Source organism: Bradyrhizobium sp. LCT2 (assembly GCF_009931255.1).
GTDB lineage: Bacteria > Pseudomonadota > Alphaproteobacteria > Rhizobiales > Xanthobacteraceae > Bradyrhizobium > Bradyrhizobium diazoefficiens.
Genome location: NZ_CP034432.1, coordinates 3694291 through 3715333 on the forward strand (window position 1 = coordinate 3694291; position 21043 = coordinate 3715333).

At 65.3% G+C, this 21043-nt stretch carries 21 protein-coding genes and 1 riboswitch; of the genes, 13 read left to right on the forward strand and 8 right to left on the reverse strand.

Annotated elements, in window-relative coordinates:
• Positions 1–61 precede the first annotated feature (61 nt).
• Positions 62–148: riboswitch (ZMP/ZTP riboswitch) on the forward strand.
• 33 nt (positions 149–181) lie between these two features.
• Together glyA and EI171_RS17800 are read left to right on the forward strand one after the other, a co-directional pair.
• Positions 182–1471, forward strand: coding sequence for a serine hydroxymethyltransferase (gene glyA / locus EI171_RS17795; protein ID WP_028173228.1), 1290 nt, complete (start codon positions 182–184; stop codon positions 1469–1471).
• 148 nt (positions 1472–1619) lie between these two features.
• Positions 1620–2903: a cystathionine gamma-synthase family protein gene (locus tag EI171_RS17800; protein WP_011088652.1), complete on the forward strand. Its 1284-nt coding sequence runs from the start codon at positions 1620–1622 to the stop codon at positions 2901–2903.
• Between the two features lie 9 nt (positions 2904–2912).
• On the opposite strand, the gene EI171_RS17805 is transcribed toward EI171_RS17800, so the two are convergent.
• Both EI171_RS17805 and EI171_RS17810 read right to left on the reverse strand, forming a co-directional pair.
• Positions 2913–3287 carry a VF_A0006 family four-cysteine protein gene (locus EI171_RS17805; protein ID WP_161534300.1) on the reverse strand — a complete coding sequence of 125 codons (375 nt, stop codon included), beginning with the start codon at positions 3285–3287 and terminating at the stop codon, positions 2913–2915.
• Positions 3288–3453: 166 nt separating this feature from the next.
• Entirely contained in the window at positions 3454–3873 is a 420-nt protein-coding gene (locus EI171_RS17810) for a CHRD domain-containing protein (RefSeq protein WP_011088650.1), read from the reverse strand.
• Between the two features lie 154 nt (positions 3874–4027).
• Between EI171_RS17810 and EI171_RS17815 the strand changes: the two genes are divergently transcribed.
• Complete coding sequence (locus EI171_RS17815) at positions 4028–4951, forward strand: cytochrome c (protein ID WP_011088649.1); 924 nt, start codon at positions 4028–4030, stop codon at positions 4949–4951.
• Positions 4952–4954: 3 nt separating this feature from the next.
• Here EI171_RS17815 and EI171_RS17820 read toward each other — a convergent pair whose 3' ends face one another.
• The 3 genes from EI171_RS17820 to EI171_RS17825 form a co-directional block, all read right to left on the reverse strand.
• A complete protein-coding gene (locus EI171_RS17820) occupies positions 4955–5200 on the reverse strand; it encodes an Lrp/AsnC family transcriptional regulator (RefSeq protein ID WP_014493934.1) in 246 nt (81 codons plus the stop codon).
• 124 nt (positions 5201–5324) lie between these two features.
• Positions 5325–5645 carry a response regulator gene (locus tag EI171_RS45735; protein WP_246740578.1) on the reverse strand — a complete coding sequence of 107 codons (321 nt, stop codon included), beginning with the start codon at positions 5643–5645 and terminating at the stop codon, positions 5325–5327.
• Entirely contained in the window at positions 5540–7303 is a 1764-nt protein-coding gene (locus EI171_RS17825; protein WP_246740579.1) for a nitrogen regulation protein NR(II), read from the reverse strand. Before EI171_RS17825 ends, EI171_RS45735 begins: the two co-directional genes overlap by 106 nt.
• Before the next feature lie 311 nt (positions 7304–7614).
• On the opposite strand from EI171_RS17825, the gene thiD reads away from it, so the two are divergent.
• The 4 genes from thiD (at position 7615) to EI171_RS17845 (ending at position 11564) form a co-directional block, all read left to right on the forward strand.
• Positions 7615–8415, forward strand: a complete 801-nt coding sequence (thiD, locus tag EI171_RS17830) for a bifunctional hydroxymethylpyrimidine kinase/phosphomethylpyrimidine kinase (RefSeq protein WP_011088646.1) — start codon at positions 7615–7617, stop codon at positions 8413–8415.
• A gap of 216 nt (positions 8416–8631) precedes the next feature.
• Positions 8632–9444 (forward strand): UDP-2,3-diacylglucosamine diphosphatase, encoded by an 813-nt coding sequence (locus tag EI171_RS17835; protein ID WP_060908231.1) that lies wholly within the window; start codon positions 8632–8634, stop codon positions 9442–9444.
• Positions 9444–10517, forward strand: a complete 1074-nt coding sequence (locus EI171_RS17840) for a glycosyltransferase family 1 protein (protein ID WP_161534301.1) — start codon at positions 9444–9446, stop codon at positions 10515–10517. The genes EI171_RS17835 and EI171_RS17840 overlap by 1 nt, the downstream gene beginning before the upstream one ends.
• A gap of 63 nt (positions 10518–10580) precedes the next feature.
• Entirely contained in the window at positions 10581–11564 is a 984-nt protein-coding gene (locus tag EI171_RS17845; RefSeq protein ID WP_060908229.1) for a threonine/serine dehydratase, read from the forward strand.
• Positions 11565–12206: 642 nt separating this feature from the next.
• On the opposite strand, the gene EI171_RS17850 is transcribed toward EI171_RS17845, so the two are convergent.
• Positions 12207–14012 carry a caspase family protein gene (locus EI171_RS17850; protein WP_161534302.1) on the reverse strand — a complete coding sequence of 602 codons (1806 nt, stop codon included), beginning with the start codon at positions 14010–14012 and terminating at the stop codon, positions 12207–12209.
• Between the two features lie 187 nt (positions 14013–14199).
• On the opposite strand from EI171_RS17850, the gene EI171_RS17855 reads away from it, so the two are divergent.
• The 4 genes from EI171_RS17855 (at position 14200) to EI171_RS46450 (ending at position 16089) form a co-directional block, all read left to right on the forward strand.
• Positions 14200–14643, forward strand: coding sequence for an RbsD/FucU family protein (locus tag EI171_RS17855; protein WP_060908228.1), 444 nt, complete (start codon positions 14200–14202; stop codon positions 14641–14643).
• Between the two features lie 147 nt (positions 14644–14790).
• Entirely contained in the window at positions 14791–15150 is a 360-nt protein-coding gene (locus EI171_RS17860) for a hypothetical protein (protein WP_161534303.1), read from the forward strand.
• A gap of 166 nt (positions 15151–15316) precedes the next feature.
• Positions 15317–15874, forward strand: coding sequence for an SDR family NAD(P)-dependent oxidoreductase (locus tag EI171_RS17865; protein WP_256380428.1), 558 nt, complete (start codon positions 15317–15319; stop codon positions 15872–15874).
• Positions 15875–15891: 17 nt separating this feature from the next.
• Positions 15892–16089: an SDR family oxidoreductase gene (locus tag EI171_RS46450; protein ID WP_256380429.1), complete on the forward strand. Its 198-nt coding sequence runs from the start codon at positions 15892–15894 to the stop codon at positions 16087–16089.
• A 40-nt stretch (positions 16090–16129) separates the two neighbouring features.
• Here the strand turns inward: EI171_RS46450 and EI171_RS17870 are convergent, their stop codons facing one another.
• Positions 16130–17536 (reverse strand): hypothetical protein, encoded by a 1407-nt coding sequence (locus EI171_RS17870; RefSeq protein ID WP_161534304.1) that lies wholly within the window; start codon positions 17534–17536, stop codon positions 16130–16132.
• A 75-nt stretch (positions 17537–17611) separates the two neighbouring features.
• On the opposite strand from EI171_RS17870, the gene EI171_RS17875 reads away from it, so the two are divergent.
• A complete protein-coding gene (locus tag EI171_RS17875; RefSeq protein WP_011088637.1) occupies positions 17612–18808 on the forward strand; it encodes a major facilitator superfamily domain-containing protein 6 in 1197 nt (398 codons plus the stop codon).
• On the opposite strand, the gene dgcA is transcribed toward EI171_RS17875, so the two are convergent.
• Complete coding sequence (gene dgcA, locus EI171_RS17880; protein ID WP_161534305.1) at positions 18778–19773, reverse strand: N-acetyl-D-Glu racemase DgcA; 996 nt, start codon at positions 19771–19773, stop codon at positions 18778–18780. The two genes, EI171_RS17875 and dgcA, sit on opposite strands and share 31 nt — an antisense overlap.
• A 134-nt stretch (positions 19774–19907) precedes the next feature.
• Here dgcA and EI171_RS17885 point away from each other — a divergent pair, with 134 nt between their 5' ends.
• The gene (locus EI171_RS17885) at positions 19908–21041 is read left to right on the forward strand and encodes an ABC transporter permease (RefSeq protein ID WP_028173241.1); all 1134 of its coding nucleotides are present in this window, start codon (positions 19908–19910) and stop codon (positions 21039–21041) included.
• Positions 21042–21043: the final 2 nt, after the last annotated feature.

Genomic DNA, 21043 nt, shown 5'->3' on the forward strand with positions numbered 1-21043 from the left:
AGTTGCTGCAGGTCCGCAGGTCGGCTAGACTGTGCTTTACGAAGAGTCTCCGTGCTCATTCGTCCTATCGCGCGACTGGCGAGCTAACGTGGAATCGACCACGGTGAAGCGCGAAGGGTTCGAAACGCCGATCGCCTGGGCACCAATCTGCTGGAAAAACAGCGTGTTGAGGAGCCCGAGCATGCCGTCGTTTCGCAACGAACTGTCCATCAACGATCAAGAGATCGCCGCCGCCCTTGCGGGGGAAGAGCGCCGCCAACAGGACGGCGTCGAGCTGATTCCGTCCGAGAATTACACCTACCCGGAGGTGCTTGAGCTGCTCGGATCGGTCTTCACCAATAAATATTCCGAGGGATATCCGGGACGCAGATACTACGGCGGCCAGCAGTATACGGACGAAATCGAGCGCCTCGCACGCGAGCGGGCTTGCTCGCTTTTTCGTGCCGAGCACGCCAACGTTCAGCCTCTTTCCGGATCACCGATGAATCAGGCCGTCTATCTCGGCCTGTTGGAGCCCGGCGACACCATTCTCGCCATGGACCTGTCCCATGGCGGTCATCTCACCCACGGCGCGCCGGTATCCCACATGGGGCGTTTGTTCAACTTCATTCGCTACAAGACGGCCCCGTCAAACGGCGGCGCGATAGATTTCGACGAATTGCGCGCGATTGCGCGTGAAGCGCGTCCGAAGATGGTGTTGTGCGGTTACAGCTCCTATCCGCGCGACCTGGACTATGCGGCATTCAAGAGTATTGCCGACGAAGTTGGCGCGCTCACGATGGCTGACGTGAGCCACTATGGCGGATTGGTTGCCGCGAATGTCATGCGCAATCCGCTTGATGCCGGCTTCGACGTCATGACGACGACATCCCACAAGACACTGCGCGGCCCCCGGGGCGGGATCATCCTGTGCCGGAAAGAAAATGCCGGTCGGATCGATGCTTCCGTATTTCCCGGTTTGCAGGGCGGACCTCACATGAACGTCGTGGCCGGGATTGCCGTGACGCTCAAGAAGGCGGCGACCTCGGATTTCCAGGTTTACGCGCGGCAGGTTTTGCGCAACGCGAAGGTTCTTGCCGGCGCGCTGATGGAGCGCGGGATGAAGCTGGTCACGGACGGAACGGACAATCACATGATGGTCGTCGATACGGCAGCGTCCGTCGGACTGGACGGGCGGGCCGCCGAGGATGTGCTTGATGCCATAGCCATCACCACGAACAAGCAAGTGATTCCGGACGATCCGCGCCCGCCGCTCAGGCCGAGCGGTATTCGCCTTGGGACACCGGCGGCGACTACGCGTGGCATGGGAGAGCCCGAAATGCGTCGTATCGGCGAGTTCATTGCGGCGGCTCTGCAGGCGAACGGCAACGATGTGGTCGTCGCGCGCCTCAGGTCAGAGTGCGTCGAGATGTGCCGGGCTTTTCCTGTTCCAGGCGTGATGTCCAGAGCTAATTCTGTTGCCAAGACCTGACGGATCGTTGTGAGAGTGGTTATCTTCGGTCGAGCCGCCGCGGCGTTGATTCGACCTGCTGGATGCCGGCGCATCTCGCTCCCGATTGCCTCACGATGTTTGGAGTTCCAACGCGCGGCGCGGATCCTAGTCAACAGCGAGACTGGCCATGGTAAAACCCTTTCCGTCGAAGACCCACATCGGCAACCATATGCTGCATCCGGAAACGCTGATGCTGACCTATGGCTATGATCCGCAGCTGTCGGAAGGCGCCATCAAGCCGCCGGTGTTCCTGACCTCGACCTTCGTGTTCAGGACCGCCGAGGACGGGCAGGACTTCTTCGATTTCGTCGCCGGCCGGCGCGAGCCGCCGGAGGGGATGGGCGCGGGCCTGGTCTATTCGCGCTTCAACCACCCCAACAGCGAGATCGTCGAGGACAGGCTCGCGGTCTATGAGCGCACCGAGAGCTGCGCGCTGTTCTCCTCCGGCATGGCGGCCATCGCAACCACGATCCTCGCCTTCGTGCGCCCCGGCGACGTCATCCTGCACTCCCAGCCGCTCTATGGCGGGACGGAAACCCTGCTGACCAACACGCTTGCCCGCCTGTCGATCGGCGCCGTCGGCTTTGCCGACGGCATCGACGAGGCGGCGGTCAAGCAGGCCTCGGAGGAGGCGATGGGCAAGGGCCGGGTTTCGATGATCCTGATCGAGACCCCGGCCAACCCGACCAATGGCCTCGTCGACGTCGCGATGATCCGCCGCATCGCCGACGCGATCGGAAAGGCCCAGGGGCATACGCCGATCATCGCCTGCGACAATACGCTGCTCGGGCCGGTGTTTCAGCGGCCGATCGAGCACGGCGCGGACCTTTCGCTGTACTCGCTGACCAAATATGTCGGCGGTCACTCCGACCTGATCGCGGGCGCCGCGCTCGGCGCGAAGGCGATCATGAAGGGCATCAAGGCGCTGCGCGGCGCCATCGGCACCCAGCTCGATCCGCATTCCTGCTGGATGATCAACCGCTCGCTCGAGACGCTGAGCCTGCGCATGGAAAAAGCCGATGCGAATGCGCGCCTCGTGGCGGCTTATTTGCGCGATCATCCCAAGGTGGCCAAGGTCCACTATCTCGGTCATCACGAGGAGGCATCGCCGGCGGGGCGTGTGTTTGCGAGGCAGTGCCTGGGGGCGGGATCGACGTTCTCGTTCGACATCGCCGGCGGCAAGGAGGCCGCGGTCAAATTCCTCAACGCGCTGCAAATCCTCAAGCTGGCGGTGAGCCTCGGCGGCACGGAGTCGCTGGCCAGCCTGCCGGCGACGATGACCCATTCCGGCGTTCCCGCCGACATCCGCCAGAAGATCGGCGTGCTCGATTCCACGATCCGGTTGTCGATCGGCATCGAGAACCCGTCGGATCTGATCGCGGACCTCGCCCAGGCGCTGAACGCGGCTTGAGCGGGGGGATCAAAGCGGATTGGACGCGCGGCATGCCGACATGATCGCGGCGGCAGCCTCGTTGCTCTGCGCGCCCGAGAGCTGCCGCACGAGGCAGACGTAATAGCCCTTGCTGGATGCGTTCAACAGGGAATCGCCGTTGACGACGAGCCAGTTGCAGGCGGAGCGGATGTACTGCACGGCAAGGGGCGATCGTGTATCGCGGATTGCGGACAGCTCGCATTGAGCCTGCTTTTCCATGTCGCTCTGCGCGAGCACCGGTCCGAAGAAGCAAAGAAGCGCTCCGGCGGCGACGAGGCCTGGCACAACGTGCCACGGCGCCCGCGCCGATCTTCTGATGCCGGCGTCGCCGGGCCGATCGAGAACGCTGGAAACGAGCCGCACGGTGCCACTCTGGAGATTGGTGAGGCCGAAGTTTACGGCGGAACGCGCGAGGCTGGCAAGGCACGAGGTCCGGACATTCCCGCACGTTAAGGTCCTCGCCCGAATCGAAAAGGCCGGACGCTCCCTCCTTGCGTCCGGCCTTTCCGCGACGAAGCCGCGTTTTCGCTTACTTCGTCACCTGGCCGCGGATCTCGCCGCCCGGATTCGCCGCCGTGTGGATGTTGACGTAGAGCTTGCCGGCCAGCAGATCGGCGGCCTGCGCGTCGGTCAGCGTCGCAGAGCCCTCGACCGGGCTCGACGTCGCATTCGGGATCGCGATCGCTACGCCGGCGTTCTTGCCGGCCTCGGCGGGCCCGTGGAAATGAGCGGCGGTGGCGGGGCCGGAGAGGCCGGAATAGGTCACCTTCCAGGAGAGCTTCTTGCTGGCGGCGTCATAGTCGAGATCGGCCGTTCCGGTGCCGCTGGTGGTGGTGGCGGGCACCTCGGACTTGCCGTCCAGCGTCGCCTTCAGTTTCTCCGCGCTGGCCGGGGCGGCGAACGCGACGGCAGCTCCGAGTGCCAGCGTGGCAAAAATTGCTTTGTTCATGGGTCTCTCCCTGTTGACGTCTGATTGCGGTCAACTTGCAAACAGTGCGCGCAGGAGTTTATTCCCGGATCAAGCTCAAACCATCTAAATTATTCGTGGCTGGAGCGGCCACCGGCGAATCCGTAAGTTCGGCCGATCTCCATGGGATACCTCGATGCTGCGACGAACAATTCTTGTCATGCTGATCGCTGCCGTTGCAGGCTTCGGCGTCTATTGGTGGTTGACGGCGCCGGCCGCATCGGCCGTGCCGTTGCCATCCCGGGCGCCGGATCCTGCCAACGGGCAGGAGATCTTCAATGCCGGCGGATGCTCCTCCTGCCATGCGGTGCCCAACCAGCCCGACCGCTTGCGGCTCGGCGGGGGCCTGGCGCTCGGCTCGCCATTCGGCACGTTCTACGTGCCCAACATTTCCCCCGATGCCGCCGACGGCATCGGGCGCTGGAGCGAGACCGAATTCGTCAGCGCCGTGATGCGCGGCGTGTCGCCCGAGGGCCAGCACTACTTCCCGGCATTTCCCTACACGTCCTATCATCTGGCGAAGGTGGAGGACGTTCGCGATCTCTTCGCCTATCTGAAGACGCTGCCGCCGGTGTCCGGCAGGGTGCGCGACCATGACCTGCCGTTTCCCTTCAACATCCGCCGCAATGTCGGCATCTGGAAATTGCTGTTCATGCAGAGCGGGCCGTTCGTCGCGGACGCGACGCACTCGCCGCAATGGAATCGCGGCGCCTATCTCGTCAACGGCTTCGGCCATTGCGCGGAGTGTCACAGCCCGCGCAATCTGCTCGGCGGCATCATCACCGCGCAGCGTTTCGCCGGCGGGCCCAATCCGGAAGGCGAGGGGTGGGTGCCGAACATCACGCAAAAGGGCATCGGCGAATGGAGCGTGAAGGATATCGCCAATTTCCTGAAGACCGGCGAATTGCCCGAGGGCGACAGCGCCGGCGGCGCGATGGCGCGCGTGATCAAGAACACCTCGCAATTGTCGGATGAGGACATTGCGGCGATGGCGGATTACCTCAAGTCGCTGCCGCCGGTGGACGGACCGCCGCGCCCGAAACGCAAGGATGCTGGTTAGAGGCTAGCTCGCGCCGAACGCCTTGAAGGTGATGATGGTGAGCGTGTCCTGGATGCCGGGCAGCACCTGCACCTTTTCGTTGATGAAGTGGCCGATGTCGGTGTCCTTGTCGACGTAGAACTTCACCAGTAGGTCGTAATGGCCGGCCGTGGAGTAGATCTCGGAGGCGATCTCGGCTTCGGCGAGCGCATTGGCGACCGTGTAGGACTGGCCGAGCTTGCATTTGATCTGGACGAAAAAGGGAACCATTGCAGTCACTCCGAAGGCATATCTGGCGGCTAATAGGCCAAAACCGGGGGGGCTTGGCAAGCGAACTTGCCGCCTCGCGGCTGCCCGAGGGATTGGTCCTGGCCAAGCCCCTCTACAAGGCCGTCTAGGAGGGCAGGGGCGCGCCGGCAAACGCCTCCCTCAGCCGCCGGGCCAGCTCGGCATTGCGATAGGGCTTGGTCAGGACGATCGATTGCGCGTGCGCGCGGCCCTGCTCGACCAGGGTCTCCAGGGCATAGCCGGAGGAGAACACGACAGGCAGTCCGGGCCGGATGCGCCGGGCCTGGTCGGCGAGCTCCCAGCCGCTCATTCCGCCGGGCATCACGATGTCGGTGAACAACAGGTCGATGGCCGGGTTGGTGCGAAGCTGCTGCAAGGCCTCCTTGCCGTTGACGGCCGCGACCACGCGATATCCCAGCGCCTCCACGCGCAGCGTGACGGAGGAGCGGACGAACGGATCGTCCTCGGCGACCAGGATCGTTTCGTGCCCCCGGGGCGCAGCCTCCTCGCGCGCCTCGATGTCGGCGAGCGACTGCTCGCCGCCGGCATGCGGCAGGTAGATGCGGACCGTCGTGCCGAGGCCCGGCTCGCTGTAGATCGAGACGTGTCCGCCTGATTGCTTGGCGAAGCCGTAGACATGCTGAGGCCGAGGCCCGAGCCCTTGCCGACCTCCTTGGTGGTGAAGAACGGCTCGAAGGCGCGCTCGATGACGTCAGGCGTCATGCCCTCGCCGTCATCGGTGATCGAGATCAGGGCGTAGCTGCCGGACTCCACCTCCGGATGCTGGACGCGATAGTGCTCGTCGATCGCGGTGAGCTCGGTACTGAGGGTGAGATGCCCGCCCGCCGGCATGGCGTCCTGCGCGTTGAGCGCGAGATTGAGCACGGCGGATTCGAGCTGGGCGCGGTCGGCGAAGGCGAGGATGGAGCCGGCGCCGAACGCCGTCGTGATCTCGATGTTTTCGCGCAAGGTGCGCTTGAGCAGCTTGTGCATGGAGGTCAAGAGCTCGCGGCACTCGATCGCGCGGGGTTGCAGCAATTGGCGCCGGCTGAACGCCAGCAGCCGCTGCGTCAGCTCCGCACCGCGTTCGCCCGACTGGCAGATGTCGTCGGCGAAACGCCTGAGGTCGGGACGGGCCCTGAGCTGCTCGCTGAGAAACTCCGCGTTGCCGATGATGACGGTGAGGAGATTGTTGAAGTCGTGCGCGATGCCGCCGGAGAGCTGGCCGACCGTCTCCATCTTCTGCGCCTGCTGGAGCTGCTGCTCGGTCAGCTTGCGCGTGGTCAGGTCGTGGACGATGCCGACGTAGATCAGCTCGCCGTCCTGCCACGCCTGGCCCACCGACAGATCCATCGGAAAGGTCGATCCGTCCTTGCGCACACCGGCGGCTTCCCCGGTTGCGATGCGCAGCGTATGACCCGTGGATGAGGGCCTCTCCTCATTGGACATCAGCATACCGATGTCGAGATTCATGACCTCGTCGGCGCGATAGCCGAACAACCGTTCGCAGGCGGGATTGAACAGGAGAATGCGGGCTTGCGCGTCGAACAGGATGACGCCGTCGACCGCGGTCTCGACCACGGCGGTGAGGCGCGTCATGCTCTCGCGCAGCGCGCGCTGGGCTTCACGGACCTGGCCGAGGAGCTGGGCCGCATCCCGGTTCTTGGTCTCCTCCTCCTCGAGCGCGGCCTGGACCTGCCGGAGCTCGAACGGCGAGGGGATGGTCAGGATCTTCGGCAGAAGCGGCCAGAGCGCTCCCGCGGTGATGACCGACGCCACGGCGGTGAGTGCCTTGACGATGCCCTCGACGCCGTAGACGGGCACCCAGAGCGTGTAGATCGACAGCACATGCGTCAGGCCGCACGCCATGATGAAGACGGCGAACGCCCAGAAGACCCACCCGAATTCGAGGTCGCGCCGCTTGGTGACGAGGATCGCGAGCGCAAACGGGATCGAGAAATACGCAAGCGCAATGCAGGCATCCGAAACGACATGCAGCCATATCAGCTCGGGCTCCCAGAGCAGGCAGATGCCGTGCGGGGAGAGCATCGAGGAGTCGAGGATACGTTCGAGGTAGGCCAACATGTGATTGCTTCCCGAGAGGATCGCGGCCGAGGCCGGCCCGCAACATGGCATCGCTGGACGAATCCGCCAATAAACGTCTCACTCACCGGGATGGGCGCCAAGGCCGGGCTATGCCGAGGGCATATTTTCGCGGGATGTGCACACTCGCGGGACGACAAGGCGGGCCGGGCCCTTATCCGGCTGATTCGCCGGGGCCGGACCGGCATAGGTTAGCTCGTCGCGGCGCCCGCGGCCGGCCCGGCTTGCTGGCGCATCCGCGGCACGCTAGGACAAGGCATGGCGGTGTCCCTCTCAAACCAATGTATCCGGCGATGACGACGCCCGTGGCTCTCACCATTGCCGGTTCCGATTCAAGCGGCGGCGCCGGCATCCAGGCGGATCTGAAGACCTTCGCGGCGCTCGGCGTCTACGGCGCCTCCGCGATCACGGCGCTGACGGCGCAGAACACGCGCGGCGTCACCGGCATTCATGCGGTGCCGGCTGATTTCGTCACCGCGCAGATCGATGCGGTGTTCTCCGATCTCGACGTCGGCGCGGTGAAGATCGGCATGGTGGCCCAGGCCGCCAGCATCGATGCGATCGCAGCCGCGCTGGCGCACTGGAAGCCGCGCCATGTGGTGCTCGATCCCGTGATGGTCGCGACATCGGGCGACCGCCTGCTGGCGTCCGAAGCCGTGGAAGCCCTGCGCATGCGACTGATGCCGCTGGCCTCGGTGATCACGCCGAACCTGCCGGAGGCGGCAGCTCTCCTCGGCGAGCCCGCCGCGGCCAGCGAGGCCGGGATCGAAGGCCAGGGGCGCCGGCTGCTGGCGCTCGGCTGCCGTGCGGTCCTGATCAAGGGCGGACACGGCGAGGGCGCCGAGAGCATCGACTATCTCGTCACGTCCGAAAGCACGATCGCGCTCGCCGCGCCCCGCGTCGCGACCAAAAACACCCATGGCACCGGCTGTTCGCTGTCCTCCGCCGTGGCAGCGGGTCTCGCCAAGGGCGAGACTCTCGAGCAGGCGGTGCGCAACGCCAAGGCCTGGATCAGCGCCGCGATTGCCGCTGCCGACCGCTTCGGCGTCGGCCACGGCCACGGGCCGATCCATCATTTTCACAAATTTTACTGACGCCGGCTTCGAGCTGCGCGCCGGCCCCGGCCGTTAACCAACAAGGCGACGGGGACCGGGCTTTTGCGGACAGCCATGGCCGCTTCGTGTCGCCTGATTGTCGCATGCGACTGATATTCGCGGGGAGGGCGAGGCGAGGTTTGATTCGTATCTGAGGGTGCCTCAAAGGTTCAATCGGTCATCCCCCTGTCACGGGATATTGTTACAGGCTGTCGCATGGGAAGCTACGATGTGAGTGACGAAAGCCCTGAAAGGCGCTTTCGCACCTTGTTCATCTCCGACGTTCATCTCGGAGCCCGCGGTTCACAAGCCGACCTTCTGTTGGACTTCCTGCGCTACCATGACGCCGAGACGATCTATCTCGTCGGCGACATCGTCGACGGCTGGGCGCTGAAATCGAGCTGGCACTGGCCGCAATCGCATAACGACCTCGTGCAGAAGCTTTTGCGCAAGGCGCGCAAGGGTGCCAAGGTGATCTACATCCCCGGCAATCACGACGAGTTCCTGCGCAACTATTACGGCACGCATTTCGGCGGCATCGACGTGGTCGAGAACACCGTCCACACCGGCGTGGACGGCAAGCGCTATCTCGTCATCCACGGCGACATCTTCGACCTCGTGGTGCAGAACGCGCGCTGGCTCGCCCATCTCGGCGACAAGGCCTACGACTTTGCGATCCAGATGAATCGCTTCGTCAACTTCTTCCGGCGCATGTTCAAGGTGCCCTATTGGTCGCTGTCGCAATGGGCCAAGCAGAAGGTCAAGAACGCCGTCAACTATATCGGCGCGTTCGAGCAGGCGCTTGCCGCCGAAGCGCGCCGTCACGACGCCGACGGCGTGATCTGCGGCCACATCCACTATGCCGTGATCCGCGACGAGGCCGGCATCCGCTACATGAACTGCGGCGACTGGGTGGAGAGCTGCACCGCGCTGGTCGAGCACGACGACGGCCATTTCGAGATCATCACCTGGGCGGATCAGTTGCAGAAGCCCGCGCAGGTGCCGCAAGTGGCAGCAAGGGCCGCCTGATGCGCATCCTGGTCGCGACCGACGCCTGGCACCCGCAAGTCAACGGTGTGGTTCGGACGCTGACCAAGCTTGCTGACGCCGCCAAAGGGCTTAGCGTCGAAGGTCTTAGCATTGAAGGTCTTGGCGTCGAGTTCAATTTCCTGACGCCGCAGTCGTTCCGCACCTTCGCGATGCCGAGCTATCGCGACGTGCGGCTCGCGATGCCGCGCCCGGCGCGAATCGCGAAGCTGATCGCGGAAGCCCGTCCCGACAGCATCCATATCGCGACCGAAGGGCCGATCGGCCTGATGGTCCGCCGCTATTGCCGCCAGCGCAAGCTGCCGTTCACGACCAGCTTCCACACCCGCTTCCCTGAATATGTCCGCGCCCGTGTGCCGGTTCCGGGCTCGCTGATCTGGCGGGCGCTGCGTCGCTTCCATGCGCCCAGCCGCGCCGTGATGGCGGCGACCCCGGCGCTCGCCCGCGAGCTGACCGAGCGCGGCTTTGACAATGTCGTGCTGTGGCCGCGCGGTGTCGACACGCACTTGTTCCATCCCCGCGCGATCGATCTCTGCCTGCCGGCTCCGGTGTTCCTCTCGGTCGGCCGCGTCGCGGTGGAGAAGAATCTCGAGGCGTTCCTCGACCTCAAGCTGCCCGGCACCAAGGTGGTCGTCGGCGACGGCCCGGCGCGGGCTTCGCTCGAAGAGGCCTACCCCGACGCGATCTTCCTCGGCGAGAAGCACGGCGAGGCGCTGGCGGAAATCTACGCGGCCGCCGATGTCTTCGTGTTCCCCAGCAAGACCGACACGTTCGGCCTGGTCCTGCTGGAAGCGCTCGCAAGCGGCCTGCCGGTCGCGGCCTTCCCGGTGAAGGGCCCCCGCGACGTGATCGGCGATGCACCGGTCGGGGCGCTGGATCATGACCTGCGCAATGCATGCTTTGCCGCGCTCAGCATCTCCCGGCAGGATTGCGTCGAATTCGCCGCCAATTACACCTGGGAGGCCTCGGCGAGGGCCTTTATCGACAGCATAAGGGCGGTCGGTGCGGTGCTGCCGGGCCGGAACGGGGCGGAGCAGCCACGCTTCGTCGCCTGAAGAAGAAAAACCCTCGCGCGGAGGTGTCTTGCCCGGGCCTCATCCGCCGCGATAAGGTCGGCCATGACCGAACAGCCCCTTCCGATCGGCCCTGCCGATATCGATGCCGCAGCGCGGGTGATCGCCCCCTTCGCCATCCGCACCCCGCTGTTGTCCTTTCCCGTGCTCAACGAGCGCGTCGGCGCAAAAGTGTTCCTGAAGCCGGAGATGCTCCAGCGCACCGGCTCCTTCAAGTTCCGCGGCGCCTTCAACAAGGTCGCCTCGATCCCGCAGGACAAGCGCGCCGGCGGCGTCGTGGCATTCTCCTCCGGCAACCACGCCCAGGGCGTGGCGGCGGCGGCCAAGATCCTCGACATGCAGGCGACCATCGTGATGCCCGCGGACGCGCCGCTGTCCAAGCGCGAGCGCACCAAATCCTACGGCGCCGAGGTCGTGCTGTACGACCGCGATCGCGACGATCGCGAGGCGATCTCGCGCGGCATCGCCGAGAAGCGCGGCGCGACGCTGGTCAGGCCGTATGACGATCCCTTCGTGATCGCTGGCCAAGGCACCGCCGGCCGCGAGATCGCGGACGACATGGCAGCGCTGGGCCTCAGCCCCGACATCGTGGTGGCACCGGCCTCCGGCGGCGGCCTGATCGCCGGCGTCGCGACCGCGATCAAGGCGCGATATCCGCTGGCGCAGATCGTGGTTGCCGAGCCGGAGGCGTTCGACGATCACGGCCTTTCGCTGACCGCCGGCCATCGCGAGCCGCATGGGCCGGCGGGCCGCACCATCTGCGACGCGCTGATGGCGCTGATCCCCGGCGAGATGACGTTTGCGATCAACAGCAAGCTGCTCGCGCGCGGCGTCACCGCATCCGACAAGGAAGTCGGTGCGGCGGTGGCGTTCGCCTATCGCGAGCTGAAGCTGGTGGTGGAGCCGGGCGGTGCCGTCGGCCTTGCCGCACTGCTTGCGGGACGCCTCGACGTCGCCGGCAAGAACGTCGTCATCGTGCTCTCCGGCGGCAACGTCGATGCGGATTTGTTTGCCGAGCTGGTGGCTTGATTTTTGGAGAGTCTGCTACTGCGACGTAGCATCGTTCTTGAAACCCGCGAGGGCCAGGTAGAGATCGTCGATGAGCCGACGTATTCGTTTGGCTCCGCGGACAATCTGCGAAAGTACGGTACGGAAATCCGTCTTGATAACGCTCATCTAAACTCCGTTCACGGAGTCCGCGCGGACGGGAAGTGGTCCGCGGTCTTTGGCGCCAGTGGAGGGTGTTCTGGCGTCCATCAACACTCTGCCATCGAAGTGGACCGCCATCTATATCTCGCGGTGGGTGATCAAGTCGTCTGCTTAGACCTTGCGACAGGTTCGAGGGAATGGTCACGACGCGTTGATCCGGCGACGTGCTTCGGCGTCTATTGGGATTGCGCTCACGAAGCTCTCATATCCCACGGTGAGCTGCAGATTTCTCGTCTTTCCCTGACGGGCGAAGAGATTTGGAGTGCGACAGGCGCAGACACTTTCTCCGAAGGGTTCAGGTGCCTAGCTAGTGGCATCGAGGTTATCGATTTCAATCAGTCGGTGTACCTTTTTGACTATCGCAGCGGTGCGCGTCTAGCCAGCCCGTAGAGTTCGTGCCGCGAACATGACAAAGGGGCAGAGCGTTTCCGCTCTGCCCTTTTGTCGTTTCGCTTGCCGCGATCAGTGCATGAAGCCGCGGTGATTGTTGCCGCCGCCCATGGCGGGCGCCTGGTTCATCGACTGCCGGAAGTTGTTGCCGCCGTTGTTGACCATGCGGTTGGTCGCATTGAACTGCGGGTGGTTGTTCTGCTGGGTGTTCTGGACCTGCACCTTGTTCACCGGGTTGTTGTTGAGCTTCACGATGCCGGTGTTGCCGTTGTTGATGCGGATCGGGTTGTTCTGCGTCTGAACATTGACCGGCTTGGTCTCGACAGTTGAACCGGCCTTGCCGACATTCACCGGCATGCTCACGATCTTGCCGGGGGTGCCGTTGCCACTGCTGGCGTTCGGCGTGTTGTTGGTCGCGGGCAGTGTCACGATCTTGCCGATGCCGCCATTGTTGTTGGTGGTGTTGGTCGGCGCAGGCAGGGTGACGATCTTGCCCGGGGTCTGCGACGGAGTGCCGTTCGGCTGGTTGTTGCCCGCCGGCAGGTTGACGACCTGGCCGCCATTGCCGAGCTTGCCGATGACGTTGCTGTCCACGGGCTTCTGCACGACCGGCAGATAGCCGTTGTTCTGCGCACCGCCATTGCCCTGCTGCAGCGGCATGTATTTGGGCTGGCCGAGATTGCCGATCTTGAAGGTCGGCGCAATGTTCTGCGGCGCCAGGAACTTCGTCGCCTGCATCAAGGGGACCAGCTTCGGCTGGGCTGCGAGCTTCAGCGCGGACACGGCGTAGGGGCTGTTGCCATAGCTGTCGTAGAAGGTCTGGTAGCCGAGCGGCGAGTTCGCGAGCACCGCCTTGTGCCAGGCCTGCGTGAGCAGGAGGTTGTTCAGCAGCCAGCGGATGTGGTCGCACAGCGGGTCGTGCGGGTACATCTGGATGAACTCCTGATAGTACTCCGGTTGTCCCTCCGACACGACGTAGTCATAGGCCTGGCGGGTCGAGCGGCTCGGCAGGTTGGAGGCCATCTGCACGACCGGCGCATTCACCGGCGCGCGGTTGGCGGCGACAGCGGTGTCGCCGAAGAAGGTGAAGTCCGACGTCAGCGAGGAACTCTCCCACGGGATCTGCGCGCCGCTGGTGGTCTGGTTCACTGCGAGGCGCACGCGCTTGAACAGCTGCTCGATCGGCACGTTGGGCTCGCGCGCGACGCTCAGGAAGGCCTGGGTGTAGGGACTGTGGCCGCCGGTGCCGTCGAGCGCCTCGGCGCCCGGCGCGGTCGAGTAACCCACGATCGAGCCGTTCGGCGCATCGACGATTGCCAAGCCGCGGCCGGCATCGTTCACGGAGGGGAAGGGGTTGTTGCGGCAGGCATCGAGGATGACGATGCGCATGCGGCTCGGGATCGTCTCCAGCGTCGACATCACGTCGACCAGACGCACCGAATTGTTGACGAGCTCGGTCGGGCTCGAGACCCTGGCGTCGACGGGAACGAGATAGTTCTCGCCGGCGAGCTGCACGCCGTGACCGGCGTAATAGACCATCGCCACCGTGTTCGGACCGCGCGCGGAGACTTTGGCGGAAAAGTCCTGCACCACGCGGAGCATGTCGTTCTGCGTGAGGTCGGTCGCGGCGACCACCTCGAAGCCGGCCGAATTCAGGAACTTCGCCATCGACTCGGCGTCGTTGTCGGGGTTTTGGAGCTGCGGCGCGTTCTGGTAGTTCGAATTGCCGATCACCAGCGCCACCCGCTGCTCCGGGCCTTGCAGCGCGGTGGGGGCCGGCTCGACCGGGGCGACTTGCGCGGACACCGGGCCGCAGGCAAAGCCGAGCAGGCTTCCCAGGAGGCCTGCAGTCATCAGGAAAGGCTTTAGGCGGAACATGGCGTGCTCCTCTGGCACTGATCTCGATGCGAGATTGGTTGCGAGGAAGCCTGGCCGCGTTCGAGCCCGGGGTCCGTGATCCCTGTCACCATGGGTGGCAGCGTGATCTGAATCACGCTTGGAACCTGCTATGGTGAATGGCCGGTTTCGCCGGCGAAAGACAAGCCTTTAGGGGAAATGCCGTCACATGCTGAAATCGATCGATCCGATCCTGACGCCCGACCTGCTCTGGCTCCTGGCCTCGATGGGCCATGGCGACGACCTCGTTTTCGTCGACGCCAATCATCCGGCAACGCGTATCGCCGCTGCGACATCCTCGCTGCGCCTGATCCAGCTGCCGGGCATGCGCATGGAGACCGCCGCCCGCGCCATCATGTCGGTCTATCCGCTCGACGATTTCGATCCCGATCCGGTGCGCGTGATGATGCCGGTGGACGATCCCGATCGCGTGCCCGACGTGCAGCGCGCGGTGCTCGCGGAAATCGAGCGCGCCGCCGGCCGCACTGTCGCTCCCGGCAAGCTGGCGCGTCCGGATTTCTATCGCGCGGCGGCGGCGGGCTTTGGCGTCGTGCAGGTCGGGGACAGCAGGGGCTATGGATGCTTCCTGATCCGCAAGGGCGTGATCGGTTAGCGGACGCCTTGCGTTCGATCAACAGATCGCCGCTCCTCACGCAGGGTGTGACGCAATTCCCGTCTGCGATATCCTGCGCATGGCTGCAAACAGTTCTGCACTCGAATTTGAATGGTCATCTCGCAACCGGCTGTCTATGGTCGATCCATGTCGCGCCTTATGTGTCTATTCATTGCTGTCATCCTGTCTCTGCTGCCGGCCGTCGCGCCCGCCGAGCCCGCTCAAAAGCGCCCCAAGCCGGTCTGGCACGGCTACGGCTTCCTGCCGGGCTATCGCCAGCCGCTGAGCAACAGCATTCCGCTCTATAAGCAGAAGGACGCGATGCGCCGTCTTGCGCGCAACGACCGGCGCCACTGGTACATCGATCCGGTTCCCCAATATTATCGCTGGGACGGCGAGTGGCATTATTTCGGCCGCCCCGGCTTCGGCGGCGGCCGCTACAACGGCGGCAGCTTTGGCCCGTGCTGGACGCGGACACCGATCGGCCCGGTGTGGAATTGCGGGTGACGGACCTCGTCCCGCTTCGCCGACATGTTTCGAAAGGCGCGTCCTCGCGGACGGCTTCACTTGGCAGATTTCAATCGTAACCGAATCCGGTTCGGCTGAAACCGAATCGTCGTCCCGGTGTCCTAGCTCTCATCCGTACCTTGCGGTTTCGGATGGAGTTGTCGGCATGCTTTCTCGGTTCAAGGATAAGGTCGTCATCGTTACGGGCGCCGGCAGCGGTATCGGCGCCGCAGCCGCAAGGCGCTTTCACGGCGAAGGCGCTATTGTCGTGCTCAACGGACGGCGCGAGTCCAAATTGGCCGAAGTCGGCGCGGAGCTGGGAACCGATCGCTGCATGATCCGGCCCGCCGATGTCACGATCGCCGCAGATGTTGAGAGCCTGGTCGTCGACGCGGTGCGGCGCTTCGGCAGGATCGACATCCTCGTCAACAATGCCGGGACGGGCGCGCTGATCGATTTCCTGGGCTCGCCGATCCAGCAGTGGCGAGACCTCTTCGCGGTCAATGTCGACGGTGTCCTCTACATGACGCGCGCCGCGCTTCCGCACCTGATCGAAAGCGGCGGCTCGATCGTCAACGTGTCGTCTCTCAGCGGGCTTGGCGGCGATCGGGGTTTGAGCTTCTACAACGCCACGAAGGGTGCCGTCAGTAATCTCACGCGTAGCCTGGCGCTCGAATTTGGCCCGAGAGGCGTGCGCATCAATGCGGTTTGCCCATCTCATTGACCCTCACCCACCTGACGATGCCGATCCTCGAGCAATATCCGGAATTGCTCGCAAAGTTGGTGGGACGCATCCCCCTCGGCCGCGCAGCCCAGTCCGAAGAAGTTGCGAGCGTCATCGCATTTCTCGCAAGCGACGACGCGAGCTTCGTGAATGGGGTGAACCTGCCAGTCGACGGCGGCGTCGACGCATCGACCGGGCAGGCCTCCTTCGTGTAGCGCGGATTGCTCGCGATGACGATAGAGCCAGTGCGCCCCCTTACGAGAAGAACGCGATCTTCTCGGCCTGGGTCATGCGGCGGATCGGCGCGAGCGGGTCGTTGGCGGGCGCGCGGGGTTTTTGCAGGATGCCGCTGGCGAGGATGGTGGCGCCAAGCGAGGACTCGGACAAGGACGCCGACAAGGGCGAGGGCATCGGCAGCGGCGCGGTCGGCGCGGCTGCGAATGAGGCCGTGGCCGCCATGGCCGGGGCGGGTTGCTCCATCACTTCGGCGGCGGCTTCCGCGATGGCATTGGTGAGGCGCGCCAGCGATTCCATCGCGATCGGCGCTTCTTCTGCGTGCGCCTCCACGATCGGCGCGGCGGCGGGTTCCGGCGCGGCCGGCTCCCGAAGCACGGCAGCAACGGGCGCGGCGACCTCCGCGATCATCGGCTCGGGGATGGCCGCTGCCATCTCGACCGGCTCGATGATCTCGTCGAATTCCGGATCGGGCGCGGCCATCTCCAGCGCGATGGCCGCGAGCACGGCTTCGTCCTCAGCTTCCGCGGCAGCGTCGAGTGAAAACTCGTCGGCGACTTCCGCGAACGCGGGCTCTTCGAAAGCGGCGTCTTCCGGGGCGGCATCTTCGAGCGCGATCGGGCTTTCGGCTGCAATTTCCGGCTCGACGGCGGCATCCATTGCCTGCTCGGCAATTGCGAACGCTTCAGCGTCGCCGGCCGTCTCAGCGGCGGCTTCGGGCTCGGCAGCCACCGTGATGTCCTGCGACGGCTCCGCAAAAGCCACGGCGGTTTCGCTCGCCATCGCGGCGGGCGCGGCCTCGAGAGGCGAAGCTTCTGCGACGGACGGCTGTGCTTCCTGCACCGGAGCTGCCGAGGAACGCACTGCCGTCGCCTGCGGCGTTGCGTCGCCGTCGGCATCGAGCTGCTCGACCCGATCCCTAAGCAGATCGAATGCGGCCTTGAGCTCGGTGCGGGGATCGAGGGTCGAAACCTGTCCGCAGGCGGCCTCGATCGAGGCGAGCTGCGAATCAATGAGGTCGCAGATTCGCCCGTCGGCGCCGATCTCGCGCCAGCGCCAGGAGATCTCCTTGATGATGCGCACGCCGCGCGGGATCGGGGCAAGGCTCGCCTCGATCGCCGCGGGGTCGAACGCCGCGATCGCGATCGTCTCGGCCTCGCGGATGGCGCGGCGGATCTCGACCAGCGCCTCGGGCAGACGGTCCTCGACGACGGGTTGTCGCTGTGCCGCAAGGGTTTCTTCGATTTTGGCGACCGCATCGAGCACCATGCTCGTGTCGGCATTGCGGTTGCGCTTGGCATATTCGCCGAGGAACCAGCGGCCGCGCGCGGTCTCCATGAAGGCTTCGCGGATCGCGTCGTAATCCTGCTCGTTCGGCTCGGCCGCGCGGGCAGACATGGGCGAGAGGGCGAATGCTTCGTTGGCCATGACAATCTCGTCGCGCAAATCACCGCGCGTTACTGTAACGATCACCACGATATCGACCGAATCGCAATTGGTTTGATGGCAGGCGAATCACAAATCCCCACGCAAGCCGCCGTGAAGCGGCGATTCGCCGTGAGCCTGGCCCTGTTCTACTCGGCCTTCTTCGCGGTCCTGGGCACGCATATGCCCTTCTTCCCGGTGTGGCTGAAGGCGATCGGTATCGACGCGGCCTGGATCGGCCTCATCAACGCGCTGCCGGCGATCACGCGCTTCACCACGCTGCCGCAGGTCGCGGCCTTCGCCGAAAAGCGACATGCCATTCGCGCCGGCATCATGGTGTCGGTGCTGGCGACCGCGATCGGATTTGCGGCCGTCGGCCTGCAGCAGCAGCCGCTGGCGCTGTTCCTGATCTACGCGCTGACCTGCATGATGTGGACGCCGACGATGCCGCTGACCGATGCCTATGCGCTGCGCGGTGTCGCCCGTTACGGACTCGATTACGGACCCTTGCGGTTGTGGGGCTCGGCGGCGTTCGCCGCCGGCTCGCTCGCCTGCGGCTATCTCGTCGACAGCATCGCGGCGCGCGACCTGATCTGGGTGATCGTCGCGTGGGCCGTCGTTGCGGTTCTCGCCAGCCTGCGGCTTCAGCCGCTCGACGATCTCAGGCGGAGGACGACGGAGACGCATGCCGGCAAGGCGCTGCTGCACGATGGCGGCTTCTGGGCCGTGATCGCCTCGGCGGCGCTGATCCAGAGCAGCCATATCGCCTTCTACACGTTCTCGGCCATCACCTGGCAGCTCCATGGTCACGGCGGGCTGACGATCGCGGGGCTGTGGACGCTGGGTGTGATCGCCGAGATCGTCGTGTTCGCGCTGTCGCCGCGCTTCTCGCTGCATCCGTCCACGCTGATGGCGATCGGGGGGCTAAGCGCCGTGGTGCGCTGGATCGTCACCGCCAGCGAGCCGTCGCTGGCGCTGCTCGCGATCGTGCAGCTCGGCCACGGCCTCTCCTTCGGCATGACCATGGTCGGCACCATGAATCTGCTGGTGCAGCGCGTGCCCTCGCATCAGATCGCGCGGGGGCAGGGCTACTACGCCGCCTGCAACGGGTTGCTGGGCGCAACCACCTCGATCGCGTCAGGCGCGATCTACGCCCGCATCGGCGAGGGCCTGTATTACGTGATGGCCGCGATGGCCGCGGCCGGCGCGCTTGTCATCTGGTCGGCGCGGCACCGGCTCAAGGCTCATCCCCACAGCGAGGGGGAGGGCGGATAGACCAGGCTGTCGTCATAGCGCAGGCCGTGATCGCGGTCGCGCGCCAGCAGCAGCGGGCCGTCGAGATCGACGAAGCGCGCCTGCGGCGTCACCAGCATCGCGGGGGCCATCGACAGCGAGGTTGCGACCATGCAGCCGATCATGATCTCGAAGCCGAGCGACTGCGCCGCATCCGCCATCGCGAGCGCCTCGGTGAGGCCGCCGGTCTTGTCGAGCTTGATGTTCACGGCGTCGTAGCGCTCGCGCAGGGGGGCGAGGGAGCTGCGGTCGTGCACGCTCTCGTCGGCGCAGACCACGAGCGGCCGCTTGATCCGCGCCAGCGCGTCGTCCTTGCCGGCCGGCAGCGGCTGCTCGACCAGGGTGACGCCGACGGCGTCGCAAACGGCGAGATTGTGCTCCAGATTGGCCTCGGTCCAGGACTCGTTGGCATCCACGATCAGCTCGGACTCTGGGGCGGCCTTGCGCACCGCTGCGATGCGGGCGTCGTCGCCGTCGCCGCCGAGCTTGATCTTGAGCAGCGGCCGGTGCGCCGCTTTCGCGGTCGCCGCGGCCATGGCCTCGGGTGTGCCCAGCGAGATCGTGTAGGCGGTGGTGCGCTCGCCCGGGATCGGGCGGTCCAGCAGGCTCCAGGCCCGCAGGCCCGCCGCCTTGGCCTCGAGGTCGATCAGGGCACAATCCAGCGCGTTGCGGGCGGCGCCCGGCGGCATGGCGGCTTGCAGCGCCTGCCGGGTGATACCGCCTGCCACGGCTGCCTGCATGGCCTGGACGGCGGCCAGGGTTGCCTCGGGGGTTTCGCCATAGCGGGGATAGGGCACGCATTCGCCGCGGCCGGTGAGGCCGTTCTGGCTCACTTCGGCCACAACAGTCACGGCCTCGGTCTTGGCGCCCCGGCTGATGGTGAAACTGCCGGCGATGGGAAAGCGCTCGATTCGCGCCCGAAGTGCCGGAACTTTGCTGGAAGTCATTTTGAACTCTGGCGAAATCTGAACCTGCTAGTTACCTCTAGCAACTAACATTAACCAGTTGGGGATACCTTCTCCGGGTAAGGGCGCGTGCGCAACTATCTGATTTCCTCCGCCCCGGCACGGGAGCGGACATCTTGAGCAGCGATCCGAAGCTGGAACGGATTGCGAAGGGCAATGCGCTGGCACTCTGCGCCACCGGAACCTGGACCGCGAGCTTCGCGCCGGTCCTGGAGCGGATGGTGGCGGATGCCGAGAAGTTGGCCGGCAGCCCCCAGAGCATCTTCATCGACGTCTCCGAGGTCGCCAAGCTCGACACGTTCGGTGCGTGGCTGATCGAGCGGCTGCGCCGCAGCCTGACGCAAGGAGCGGTCGAGGCGCAGATCGCGGGCCTTTCCGCCAATTATTCGAGCCTCGTCGACGAGGTCCGGCGGGTGAGGGCGACGCCGGTGGTCGACGCCGGCACGATCACCATCACCGGCATGCTGGAGCAGATCGGTCGGGCCGTGGCCGGTGTCGCCGGAACGGTTGCGGGCCTGATCGACATGCTCGGCGCGGTGCTCGCGGCGGGCGGCCGCGTGCTGATCCATCCGCGCTCGTTCCGCCTGACCTCGACCGTGCACCACATGGAGCAGGTCTGCTGGCGCGCGGTGCCGATCATCGTGCTGATCACCTTCCTGATCGGCTGCATCATCGCCCAGCAGGGCATCTTCCATTTCCGCAGGTTCGGCGCCGACATCTTCGTCGTCGACATGCTCGGCGTGCTGGTGCTGCGCGAGATCGGCGTGCTCCTGGTCGCCATCATGGTCGCGGGCCGCTCGGGCAGCGCCTACACCGCCGAGCTCGGCTCGATGAAGATGCGCGAGGAGATCGACGCGCTGCGCACCATGGGCTTCGACCCGATCGAGGTGCTGGTGCTGCCGCGCATGCTGGCCCTGGTGCTGGCGCTGCCGATCCTCGCCTTCCTCGGCGCCATGGCCGCGCTCTATGGTGGCGGGCTCGTCGCCTGGCTCTATGGCGGCGTCGATCCCGAAGCCTTCCTGCTTCGGCTGCGCGATGCCATCTCGATCGACCATTTCATCGTCGGCATCGTCAAGGCGCCGGTCATGGCCGCCGTGATCGGCATCGTCGCCTGCGTCGAAGGGCTCGCGGTGCAGGGCAGCGCGGAATCGCTGGGACAGCACACCACCGCGTCGGTGGTGAAGGGCATCTTCTTCGTCATCGTCATGGACGGCGTGTTCGCCATCTTCTTCGCCTCGATCGGGATGTGACG

Bases quoted from the DNA above. Each gene is read 5' to 3' on its own strand.
- EI171_RS17870 (WP_161534304.1), bottom strand. From the start codon at position 17,536: ATGGCCAACGAAGCATTCGCCCTCTCGCCCATGTCTGCCCGCGCGGCC.
- thiD (WP_011088646.1), top strand. From the start codon at position 7,615: ATGACGACGCCCGTGGCTCTCACCATTGCCGGTTCCGATTCAAGCGGC.
- EI171_RS17845 (WP_060908229.1), top strand. From the start codon at position 10,581: ATGACCGAACAGCCCCTTCCGATCGGCCCTGCCGATATCGATGCCGCA.
- EI171_RS17875 (WP_011088637.1), top strand. From the start codon at position 17,612: ATGGCAGGCGAATCACAAATCCCCACGCAAGCCGCCGTGAAGCGGCGA.
- EI171_RS17800 (WP_011088652.1), top strand. From the start codon at position 1,620: ATGGTAAAACCCTTTCCGTCGAAGACCCACATCGGCAACCATATGCTG.
- EI171_RS17815 (WP_011088649.1), top strand. From the start codon at position 4,028: ATGCTGCGACGAACAATTCTTGTCATGCTGATCGCTGCCGTTGCAGGC.
- EI171_RS17850 (WP_161534302.1), bottom strand. From the start codon at position 14,012: ATGTTCCGCCTAAAGCCTTTCCTGATGACTGCAGGCCTCCTGGGAAGC.
- EI171_RS17840 (WP_161534301.1), top strand. From the start codon at position 9,444: ATGCGCATCCTGGTCGCGACCGACGCCTGGCACCCGCAAGTCAACGGT.
- dgcA (WP_161534305.1), bottom strand. From the start codon at position 19,773: ATGACTTCCAGCAAAGTTCCGGCACTTCGGGCGCGAATCGAGCGCTTT.
- EI171_RS17865 (WP_256380428.1), top strand. From the start codon at position 15,317: ATGCTTTCTCGGTTCAAGGATAAGGTCGTCATCGTTACGGGCGCCGGC.
- EI171_RS17820 (WP_014493934.1), bottom strand. From the start codon at position 5,200: ATGGTTCCCTTTTTCGTCCAGATCAAATGCAAGCTCGGCCAGTCCTAC.
- glyA (WP_028173228.1), top strand. From the start codon at position 182: ATGCCGTCGTTTCGCAACGAACTGTCCATCAACGATCAAGAGATCGCC.
- EI171_RS17810 (WP_011088650.1), bottom strand. From the start codon at position 3,873: ATGAACAAAGCAATTTTTGCCACGCTGGCACTCGGAGCTGCCGTCGCG.
- EI171_RS46450 (WP_256380429.1), top strand. From the start codon at position 15,892: ATGCCGATCCTCGAGCAATATCCGGAATTGCTCGCAAAGTTGGTGGGA.
- EI171_RS17860 (WP_161534303.1), top strand. From the start codon at position 14,791: ATGTCGCGCCTTATGTGTCTATTCATTGCTGTCATCCTGTCTCTGCTG.
- EI171_RS17825 (WP_246740579.1), bottom strand. From the start codon at position 7,303: ATGTTGGCCTACCTCGAACGTATCCTCGACTCCTCGATGCTCTCCCCG.
- EI171_RS17835 (WP_060908231.1), top strand. From the start codon at position 8,632: ATGGGAAGCTACGATGTGAGTGACGAAAGCCCTGAAAGGCGCTTTCGC.
- EI171_RS17855 (WP_060908228.1), top strand. From the start codon at position 14,200: ATGCTGAAATCGATCGATCCGATCCTGACGCCCGACCTGCTCTGGCTC.